This window comes from Paraburkholderia sp. XV (assembly GCF_020177535.1).
In the GTDB taxonomy this organism is placed as follows: domain Bacteria; phylum Pseudomonadota; class Gammaproteobacteria; order Burkholderiales; family Burkholderiaceae; genus Paraburkholderia; species Paraburkholderia caribensis.
The window spans coordinates 1-9,374 of record NZ_JAGUUD010000194.1 but is presented as its reverse complement, the minus strand read 5'-3'; the positions used below and the strand labels follow the sequence as shown (position 1 = coordinate 9,374).

Genomic DNA, 9,374 nt, shown 5'->3' with positions numbered 1-9,374 from the left:
TGTTCCCCGATAGCTCAGTCGGTAGAGCGCCGGACTGTTAATCCGTAGGTCCCTGGTTCGAGCCCAGGTCGGGGAGCCAAAATTCGAAGGCCCGCATTCGTGCGGGCCTTTTCTTTTTCTGCCGCCGCTTATCGGCATGCAGCTTGATCGACAAATAGATGCGCCGCAGGCGTATTGCACGTCGGCAGCCGGCGCCCGCAACCAGGTTACGATGGCGGTCTCACCGGCAGCCATCCTGGCTGTCCTGCAAACGCCCATTCTTCCGGTCACCTGATGAAACTCGCCCTGCCCTGTGCGCACAGCGCGCGCGCCGCCGTCTTCCTCGCCGCTTCGGCAGCGTTCACCTGCGCGCCGTTCGCGCAGGCCGAAGAAGTCGCCAGCGTCAATACGAACTTTCATATCACCGGCTCGGATCGCGTGGTCGTCGAGGCGTACGACGATCCCGCCGTGCAGGGCGTCACCTGTTATGTGTCGCGGGCGCGCACGGGCGGCATCAAGGGCACGCTCGGGATCGCCGAAGATCCGACCGAGGCGTCGATCGCGTGCCGCCAGGTCGCCGCCATCAAGATTCCCGAGCCGCTGCGCCAGCAAGCCGACGTATTCACGGAACGGATGTCGCTGATCTTCAAGACACTGCACGTGGTGCGGGTCGTCGACTCGAAGCGCAACACACTCGTGTACCTGACCTACAGCGACCGGGTCGCGACGGGCAGCGCGAAGAACAGCGTCACGGCCGTGCCGATGCCCGCCGGCACGACGATCCCGGTTCGCTGAACGCGCCGCAGGGCAATCCCAGGCACAACAAGCCGCACAGGGCGCGCTAAACTGAAAGGTCCACCCGGACTTCGCTCATGACTTCGACCCGCTTCCGCGATAACGCCCGTTACTGGCGCACGCCGCTTCTGCCTGGCGCGGATCTGCTCACGGCCGAATATCACGATCACGAGTTCACGCCGCACTGGCACGACGCGTACACGATTCCCGTGATCGAGGCTGGCGCGGAAACGTATCGGTATCAGGGCTCGCGCCATGTCGCCGAGGCGGGCAGCGTGCCCATCATCAATCCCGGCGAAGTGCATACCGGTTCGCGCGCCATGGACGAAGGCTGGCGCTACCGCGTGATGTACGCCCCCGTCGATTTCATTCACACGCTCGCCGAGGACATCGCGGGCCGCGCGCAGCCGCTGCCGTGGTTCGATGCCGACGTGATCCGCGATGCCGACCTAGCCGTGCGGCTGTCGCGCGCCCATCAGTTGCTGGAGGCGAACGGCGATCCGCTCGTTGCGGAAACGGCGATGCTCGACGCACTGTCGACGCTGCTCGTGCGCTACGGCCGCACGCGTCCCGACACGCCGCAACTCGCCACCGACGACGCGCGCGTCATCACGATGAAAGAGCAACTGGCCGGCGATCTGGCCACGCCGCTCAAGCTCGCCGATCTCGCCGATGCCGTCGGCCTGTCGCAGTTTCACGCGGCGCGGCTCTTCACCCGCGCGACGGGACTGCCACCGCACGCGTGGCGCAACCAGGTGCGTCTGCAGCGCTCGCTCGCGCCATTGCGCGCGGGCGCATCGGTGGCCGATGTGGCGGCGGCGGGCGGCTTCACCGATCAAAGTCACTTCACGCGGCACTTCCGGCGCATGTTCGGCGTGCCGCCGGGGCGCTGGCAATCGGCCTGAACGGGCCACGCGCGGAAGATCGCGCCGTATGAAGCCCGACGCATCGAGGCATTGAAGCCGCACCAGGCGCAAGAACGTACAAGCCGCCGCTCCCTTGGCCCGGCTATCCTCGGCCCCATCGAGGAGAAAAGATTGACTCACCCTGCAAAACCCGCTCACCGTCTCAAGGAACTCACGGCCGGCGCACGCGACACACTGCCGATGATCATCGGCGCTTCGCCGTTCGGTGTGATCTACGGCACGCTCGTCGCTTCCGGTCCGCTGCACCTGTGGCACGGCCAGCTGATGTCGCTGGTCGTGTTCGCCGGATCGGCCCAATTCATCGCCCTCGGCCTGATAGCAGGCCACGCGAGCTATGCCGTCATCTGGGCGACGACATTCGTCGTCAATGTGCGCCACGTGCTCTACAGCGCGACGCTCGCGCCGTACGTGTCGCATCTGCCGTCGCGCTGGCGCTGGGCGCTCGGCGGCCTGCTCACCGACGAAGTGTTCGCCGTCGCGTGGGCGCACTACCGGCTGCATCCGCCGGGCTCGGTCGGGCCGTACTACTTCCTCGGCTCGGGCCTGTCGATGTATCTCAACTGGCAGGTCTGGACGCTGATCGGCCTGTTGTTCGGCGCGGCCTTCCCCGGCCTGCAATCGCTCGGGCTCGACTTCGCGATGGCCGCGACGTTCATCGCGATCGTCGTGCCGCAGCTCGTCGCCGTGCGCTATCTCGCCGCGGCGGCCACGGCCGGCGCGCTGGCGTTCTTCTGGCAAGACTGGCCGTACAAGCTCGGCCTGCTGGGCGCCGTGTGCGTCGGCGTGACGGTCGGCGTGCTGCTGTCCTTGCCGGCGTTCCAGCGCACCCGCGCGGCGGAGGCATCGCGATGAACTACGTGCTTCTGATTCTCGGCATGGCCGTCATCACGTGGCTGATCCGCGCCGCCGTGTTCGTGCTCGGCGACCGCATCGTGTTTCCGCCGCTCGTGCGGACCGCGCTCGGCTTCGTGCCCGTCACCGTGCTGACGGCGATCATCGTGCCGATGACGGTCTCGCCGCACGGCACGGACGCCGAACTGACGTGGCGCAACCCGCAGCTGGTCGGCGCGCTGGCCGCCGTGGCCGTCAGCGCCCTCACGCGCAGGCCGCTGCTCACCATCGCGGTCGGTCTCGCCGTGTTCTTTCTCTGGCAAGGCGTCGTGCTGAAGTAAGGCCGCGCACACGCCTTGCGCGCCGTTCGACCGGACGGCGCCGCCCTCAAGTTCCCTTTCGATCCGCCGATAAACACTCGTGGTCCGTGAACCCGGCAGCGTCTATCGACGGCATGCCGGCAAGCCGGACAGAACCGCGCCCGATATCGGTGCCGCCAGCGCACGGGGGCGCACGGCACGAGGCAAACGCCTCGACGGTATCGCGCGGTCGACGAAACGGGAAAAACATGGGTCAGATTACCCTTAACATCAAGGACGAAACGCTCGCATCCTTACGAAAGGATTTCGAGGCGTTCGTGCGGGTCTCAGTGAAACTGGACCCGCAGTTCGCGACGCCGTCGTTCGAGGATTTTCTGCGCGCAAAGCTCCTCGACAACATGGTGCCGCTGACGGAGCACGCCGTGCAGCGGATGCTGCAGGGCGGCCAGTACGCATGGGCGAAGCGCACGCTGGACAAGGAGTTTCCGGACGTCGTCGCGATCCTGATGAAGCAGGCGAACGAGTTCGGCTTCGGCTTCGCCGCGCGCACGGAATGGACGCCCGAGGAACTCGCGAAGCAGAGCCGCGAATGGGCGGCGGCGATCGTCAAGGAAGCAGAAGGCGCGCCTTCGCTGGTGGACCCGCTTGCCGCGCAGATCAAATCGGCGGCGCAGGACATCCAGACGCTCGAAGAAGTGATGCAGACGCCCGCGTGGCGTCTGGCCGAATCGCTGCGCCAGCGGGTGTACGAGGCGAAGGTCGCGTGCGAAACCAGCGTGGGCAGCGCCGCGCGCGAAAAGCTCGGCGAACTGCGCGGCCTGTTGCGCCTGGGCATTTCCCACGGTTCATTCCAGAAGCAGGAAGCGCAACAGATCATGGAATATCTGCGGCTCCTGAAGCCGGAGATTTTCGTCGAAGAACCGTACGACGTGTTCACGCGGCTCGCCGCCTGGCTGCGCAACTTCTTCATGCCGCCACCGCGCCCGCAGCAGCAACAGCGGCAATCGCGCTAGGCGTTATCTCACGACACACGGCGTCGAACCCGGCGCCGTCGCATCGCGGCAAGCTCAGTCCCACATTTTTCTGAGCTTCGCCGCGATTTCTATTTTGGCTTGCGCGGCAGCGGCCAGCCCCGCTCGCGTCGGTGCCGACACGATGGGCGCGGGCGGCCATGCATGCGAATCGAACAGCGGCAACAGGTGCGCCGGAATGAAGCGTGTGCGCGACGCCCACACGTGCCGGTCGGCCAGATGCGTCTGGTTGTGCACGTAGAAGCGCTGCGGCATCACGATATGCAGGTCCTCTTTCGCGCGCGTCATCGCCACGTATAGCAGGCGCCGCTCCTCGTCGATTTCCTCCTCACTGCCCGTGCCGAGATCGGAAGGAATGCAGCCGTCGACGCCGTTCAGCACGAACACATTGCGCCACTCCTGCCCTTTCGCCGAATGGATCGTGGACAGGATCAGATAGTCTTCGTCGATCAACGGGACGCCGGACTCGTCGCTGGTGGCGTCGGGCGGATCGAGCGTCAGTTCCGTCAGGAAGCGTTCGCGAGAAGCGTACGTGCCCGCGATGCTCTCCATCTGCACGAGATCGGCCTGGCGAATGGACGCGTCCTCGTGGTTGCGCTCGAGATGCGGCTCGTACCAGCGCCGCACCATGTCGAACTCGGCGGGCCAGGGCGTCTGCCGTCCGCACGCCGACGCCATCATCGCCACGAACGGATGCCAGTCTTCGAGCGCGCGCGCCGGCGGCGCAAAGGCGGCGAGCGCGTTCGCCGTGCAGCCCGCAACGGCATTCGCGGCATCGGGCGCGCCGCCCGAGCGCAACGCGTCGGCGCGGGCGGCAATGTCATCGAGCACGCGTGCGGCTGTCGCCGGACCGACGCCCGGCAGCAACTGCACGACGCGAAAACCCGCGACGCGGTCGCGCGGATTCTCCGCCCAGCGCAGCACGGCCAGCACGTCCTTCACATGGACCGAGTCGAGAAACTTCAGGCCGCCGAACTTCACGAACGGAATGTTGCGCCGCGTCAGCTCGATTTCGAGCGCGGCGCTGTGATGCGCGGCGCGAAACAGCACCGCCTGCGCCTTCAGCTTCATGCCTGCTTCGCGCGCGGCGAGCACCTGCTCGACGATGTAGCGCGCCTGGTCCGCGTCGTCGGCGACCGTGACGAGATGCGGGCGTTGCGCTGATGCCTTGTCGGTCCACAGGTTCTTCGTATAGCGCTCGGAGGCAAGGCCGATCACCGCGTTCGATGCTTCGAGTATCGGTTGCGTCGAGCGGTAGTTGCGCTCCAGCGTGACCTGTTTCGCGGGCGGGTCGAAATGCGCGGGGAAGTCGAGAATGTTGCGCACGGTTGCGCCGCGAAACGAGTAGATCGACTGCGCGTCGTCGCCGACCACCGTCAGCCCGCGCCCGTCGGGCTTCAGCGCGAGCAGGATCGACGCCTGCAGGCGGTTGGTGTCCTGGTACTCGTCGACGAGCACGTGATCGAAACGGCTGGAAAGATCGGCGGCAATGGCGGGCTCGGCGGCCATGTGCGACCAGTAGAGCAGCAGATCGTCATAGTCGAGCACGCTTTGCTTCTGCTTCGCCTCGACATAGGCCGCGAACAGCATGCGCAGATCGGCTTCCCATTCGCGGCACCACGGGAACGCGCTGCCGAGCACGTCGGCCAGCGGCGCGCCCGTGTTCACGACGCGCGAGTAGATCGCGAAACACGCCGATTTCGACGGAAAGCGCTTTTCCTTTGCGGACAAGCCGAGTTCGTGCCGCACGAGATTCATCAGGTCGGCGGAATCCTCGCGGTCGTTGATCGTGAAGGTCGGCGCGAGGCCGATCAGATCCGCGTACTCGCGCAACAGGCGGGCGCCGACGCTGTGAAACGTGCCCGACCATGTCAGCCCCTGCGCAAGCGCCGCGCGCGTGCCGAGCGCCGCGCCCGCGATGCGCGTAACGCGCCGGGTCATTTCCAGCGCGGCGCGGCGCGAGAATGTCAGCAGCAGGATGCGGCGCGGATCGGCGCCCTTGACGACCAGATTCGCGACGCGGTGCGCGAGCGTGCTGGTCTTGCCGGAGCCCGCACCCGCGATGACCAGCAGTGCGCCGGACGGATGCGCGATGTCGTCGGTGCCGTATTCGGCCGCTTCGCGCTGGGCGTCGTTGAGCTTCGCGAGCCAGTCGGCGGTGGCGGCGGCGGGCGCCGCTGCGGGCGCATCAGTCGGGGCAGCGGACGATGCGGACGGGGAATCGGCGACGGAAAGCACGATTGGCGGGTCGGATAGTGAGGGCGACGCATACTGTATATCCATACAACCCGCGACGACAAGCGCCCCATTTTTCATGCGCCCACAGCAACGAAAAAGCCCGGCGATCGCCGGGCTTCGCGAGGCGGCGTGGACCCGCCGCCGAACATATATCGGAAAGAACCGCTTACTGCGATTTTGCGTCTTTCACCTTCGCGTCGGCGTTCGCCTTATCGGCGTCGGCCTGCGCGTCGGCCTTCTTTTTGTCGGCCTTCGCCTGCGCGACGTCCGCCTTCTTGTTGGCCTTCGCCTGTTCCTTGGCGGCCTTGTTGTCGGCGTGCGTCATGGGCTCGGTGGCGGGATCGTGGGTCGTCTGGGCGACCGCGAGGGTCGTCATGCTGCCCGCGATCAGCGCCGCGCACAGCGCACTCATCGTTTTCCCGGTAGTTTTCATTCTGTCCTCCCTCTTTCTGACTTCAAAAGCTCGCAGGCGATCGCGGCGCCTGTCGCATCACAGGCGCCGGACGCCACTGATCAGTTATGCGCTTCGCCCGATGCCGCCGCGCCTGTCGGCTGGCCTTGCATCTCGGCCTTCAGTTCGTTCGACGCAGCCGCCTTGTCGGCCTTCTTGTTGAGCTTCGCGTTGCCGACCTGGTCCTTGTAGGCGTCCTTCGCGGCCTTTTGCTGCGCCCTCAATTGCTGCTTCGACAGCTTTTTCTGTGCGCTGTACTCGGCGTTTGCCTGAGCGTCTGCGTTGCGTTTCTGGACGAGCGGGTCGGTCGAGCCGGGCGCCGTCAGATTCTGCGGCGCGGGTGCCGGCATCTGGACGCCTTGCGCGGCGGGTGCGGCGGCGGGCGCCTGCTGGACCTGAGCCTGGGCGGACACGTCCGCGGAAGGCTGGGTAGCCGTCTGGGCGAATGCGGCAGTCGACGCCATCGCAGTCAGGGCGGTACCGATCAGGAGCGTACGGAGCTGGTTCATGGCAATCCTCTCTGAAGTTTGTCGATATCGGCACGCGGGCGGTGCGGTCGGCGCGAATCGGCCGATGCCGTGCCCGCTTTTCAGCCTGCCGGAAAAATCCAGCAGGCTATTCCACAGACCGAGGCTTTGCGAGTGAAGTTCGCCACGAAAGACGTCTGTTACTCAACGTTTCATTTCCTGACAACTGCATAACATCTGCTTGCAAATGCTCCGGCGTGTCGCCATTCATTCGCGCGCGAGCGTCGGGCGGCGCGCGATGGCTTATGATGCGAATCGCTTTTCAACGACCCTGCCGACCCTCAGTCGATCGCAACTGCCATGCCCAACCTCGATTTCACCCTGACCGGCGACTACGTCGAACTCCACAATCTGCTGAAGATTACGGGCCTCGCGGACAGCGGCGGATCGGCGAAAGTGATCGTTGCGTCGGGTGCCGTGACGGTCGACGGCCGGGTCGAAACGCGCAAAACGTGCAAAATCCGCGCGGGACAGGTCGTGCTGTTAGGCGACACGCGGATCGCCGTGCACGAGGGCTGACGTTCGCCAGACCTGCCCGGACGTCGCAACAAGGCCGCGCGATATGCGGCCTGCATCAATCAGCGCCTTCCCGCTGCCGCAAACCCGCACCAAAAATGTGCCTGTTGATCGACAGCGCCGCGTTCCCGCAATAAGCTGTCCGTCTGGACAGAAAAACAAATGGCGCGCGGCGCACTTGCCGAGCGTGTCGCCCTTTCGCGCATAGCGCTTCGAACATGAATCCAACCGGAATGTCCCGCGCGCTCAGCGGGCCGCCCACTCTTTCTCGTCACGCCGCCGACACGGCGCGTCTTGCCGCTCCGCTTGCCATTGCCCAGCTGTCGCAGATGGCGATGAGCGTCACCGACACCGTGCTGCTCGGCTCGCTCGGCCCTGACGCGCTCGCGGCGGGCGGCCTCGGCGCGAACCTGTTCTTTGTCGTGGTGACGCTGCTGCAAGGCGTGTTGACGTCGGTCAGTGTGAGCGTGTCGCATGCACGCGGGGCGCAGGCCGAGGATCGCGTGCCGCATATCTACTGGACGGGTTTTTTGCTGTCGTGGTTGCTGGCCGTGCCGGCGTTCGTGCTGCTGTCGTTCGCGGGGCCCATCATGACGGCGTTCGGCGAGCCAGCGCTGCTTGCGCACAACGTCGGCGAATACTGCGCGGTATTGCGCTGGGGCGCGCCTGCCAGCCTGATCGGGATCGGCCTGATGCGCTCGTTCCTGCCGGCGATCGGCGCCGCGCGACGGCTGTTGTGGGTGTCGATTGGCGGCGTGTTCGTCAATGGCTTCCTGAACTATGGGTTGATCCATGGCGCGTACGGCTTGCCGCGAATCGGCTTCCTGGGGTCGGGGGTGGCGACGACGATCACGGTATGGCTCACGGCGCTCACGCTGATGGGCCTGCTGCATCTGCGGCCGCGCTTCCGGCATTTCGTCACGGCCACGCGGCCGAACGTGCCGTTGATGGGCGAGTTGTTCGGGATCGGCTGGCCGGTGGCGATCACATACGGTGTCGAATCGATGTTGTTTCTTGCTACGGGGCTGATGGTTGGACTGCTGGGCGAGTCGCAGCTGGCGGCGCATCAGATCGCGCTGAATGTGGCCTCGGTGGCGTTTATGGTGCCGCTCGCGATTGGTCAGGCGGCGAACGTGCGCGTCGGGTTCTGGTCTGGTGCGGGGCAGCCGCTGGCCGCGCGGCATGCGGGGTTTGTCGCGCTGGGGCTGGGGGTCGGGTTTATGTGCCTGTCGGGGCTATTCTTGATCGCGGCGCCGCGGTTCATTGTCGGGCTGTATTTGCATCTGGACGATCCGGCTAATGCGCCGACTGTGGCGCTGGCCAGTTCGCTATTGGGTGTGGCCGCGATTTTTCAGATTGTCGACGGGATGCAGACGGTGGGGTCTGGGTGCTTGCGCGGGCTGAAGGACACGCGGGTTCCGATGATTGCGGCTGCGTTCGGGTATTGGGGGATTGGGTTTCCGACTGGCTATACGCTCGCGTTTCATTTTGGGCTCGGAGCCCGGGGGTTATGGTGGGGACTCGCGGCTGGGCTTGCGAGTGTCGCGGTGTTGATGACGTTGCGGTTTCATCGCAAGAGTTTGCGGATTGTGGGGGGGTGAGTTTTTTGCTTTGCCTTCGGGCGAGGGTTTGGGGGGCGCCTCTGCGGCGCGTGCGGTTTGGTTTTTTGCTCGTCTTTGCGCTGGCATCCGCGTTTTGCTTTTGCTTTCGCTGGCATCCGCGAATTGTTAGCGTGCTTCAGGCGTCGCCCCTGTGCGGGG

General features: G+C 65.7%; 10 protein-coding genes and 1 tRNA gene. 8 read left to right on the top strand and 3 right to left on the bottom strand.

Annotation, left to right across the window (positions count from 1 at the left end):
* Nucleotides 1-3 precede the first annotated feature (3 nt).
* From KFO72_RS40285 to KFO72_RS40260, 6 genes are all read left to right on the top strand, one after another.
* Nucleotides 4-79: transfer RNA gene (locus KFO72_RS40285), tRNA-Asn, on the top strand.
* Nucleotides 80-273: 194 nt separating this feature from the next.
* A complete protein-coding gene (locus tag KFO72_RS40280) occupies nucleotides 274-774 on the top strand; it encodes a CreA family protein (protein ID WP_054934129.1) in 501 nt (166 codons plus the stop codon).
* 77 nt (nucleotides 775-851) lie between these two features.
* A complete protein-coding gene (locus tag KFO72_RS40275; RefSeq protein ID WP_054934128.1) occupies nucleotides 852-1,679 on the top strand; it encodes an AraC family transcriptional regulator in 828 nt (275 codons plus the stop codon).
* Nucleotides 1,680-1,796: 117 nt separating this feature from the next.
* Nucleotides 1,797-2,552 carry an AzlC family ABC transporter permease gene (locus KFO72_RS40270; RefSeq protein ID WP_405083832.1) on the top strand — a complete coding sequence of 252 codons (756 nt, stop codon included), beginning with the start codon at nucleotides 1,797-1,799 and terminating at the stop codon, nucleotides 2,550-2,552.
* A complete protein-coding gene (locus KFO72_RS40265) occupies nucleotides 2,549-2,872 on the top strand; it encodes an AzlD domain-containing protein (RefSeq protein WP_007741806.1) in 324 nt (107 codons plus the stop codon). The genes KFO72_RS40270 and KFO72_RS40265 overlap by 4 nt, the downstream gene beginning before the upstream one ends.
* Nucleotides 2,873-3,099: 227 nt before the next feature.
* A complete protein-coding gene (locus KFO72_RS40260; RefSeq protein ID WP_035990141.1) occupies nucleotides 3,100-3,864 on the top strand; it encodes a DUF4088 family protein in 765 nt (254 codons plus the stop codon).
* 54 nt (nucleotides 3,865-3,918) lie between these two features.
* Here KFO72_RS40260 and KFO72_RS40255 read toward each other — a convergent pair whose 3' ends face one another.
* From KFO72_RS40255 to KFO72_RS40245, 3 genes are all read right to left on the bottom strand, one after another.
* On the bottom strand, nucleotides 3,919-6,165 hold the full coding sequence (locus tag KFO72_RS40255) for an ATP-dependent helicase (protein ID WP_225034426.1): 2,247 nt from the start codon (nucleotides 6,163-6,165) through the stop codon (nucleotides 3,919-3,921).
* A 121-nt stretch (nucleotides 6,166-6,286) separates the two neighbouring features.
* Nucleotides 6,287-6,553 carry a hypothetical protein gene (locus KFO72_RS40250; protein WP_060601746.1) on the bottom strand — a complete coding sequence of 89 codons (267 nt, stop codon included), beginning with the start codon at nucleotides 6,551-6,553 and terminating at the stop codon, nucleotides 6,287-6,289.
* Nucleotides 6,554-6,633: 80 nt separating this feature from the next.
* On the bottom strand, nucleotides 6,634-7,080 hold the full coding sequence (locus KFO72_RS40245) for a hypothetical protein (protein WP_225034425.1): 447 nt from the start codon (nucleotides 7,078-7,080) through the stop codon (nucleotides 6,634-6,636).
* Between the two features lie 318 nt (nucleotides 7,081-7,398).
* Between KFO72_RS40245 and KFO72_RS40240 the strand changes: the two genes are divergently transcribed.
* Both KFO72_RS40240 and KFO72_RS40235 read left to right on the top strand, forming a co-directional pair.
* Nucleotides 7,399-7,617, top strand: coding sequence for an RNA-binding S4 domain-containing protein (locus KFO72_RS40240; RefSeq protein WP_054934124.1), 219 nt, complete (start codon nucleotides 7,399-7,401; stop codon nucleotides 7,615-7,617).
* Between the two features lie 215 nt (nucleotides 7,618-7,832).
* Nucleotides 7,833-9,215 carry an MATE family efflux transporter gene (locus KFO72_RS40235; RefSeq protein WP_054934180.1) on the top strand — a complete coding sequence of 461 codons (1,383 nt, stop codon included), beginning with the start codon at nucleotides 7,833-7,835 and terminating at the stop codon, nucleotides 9,213-9,215.
* Nucleotides 9,216-9,374: the final 159 nt, after the last annotated feature.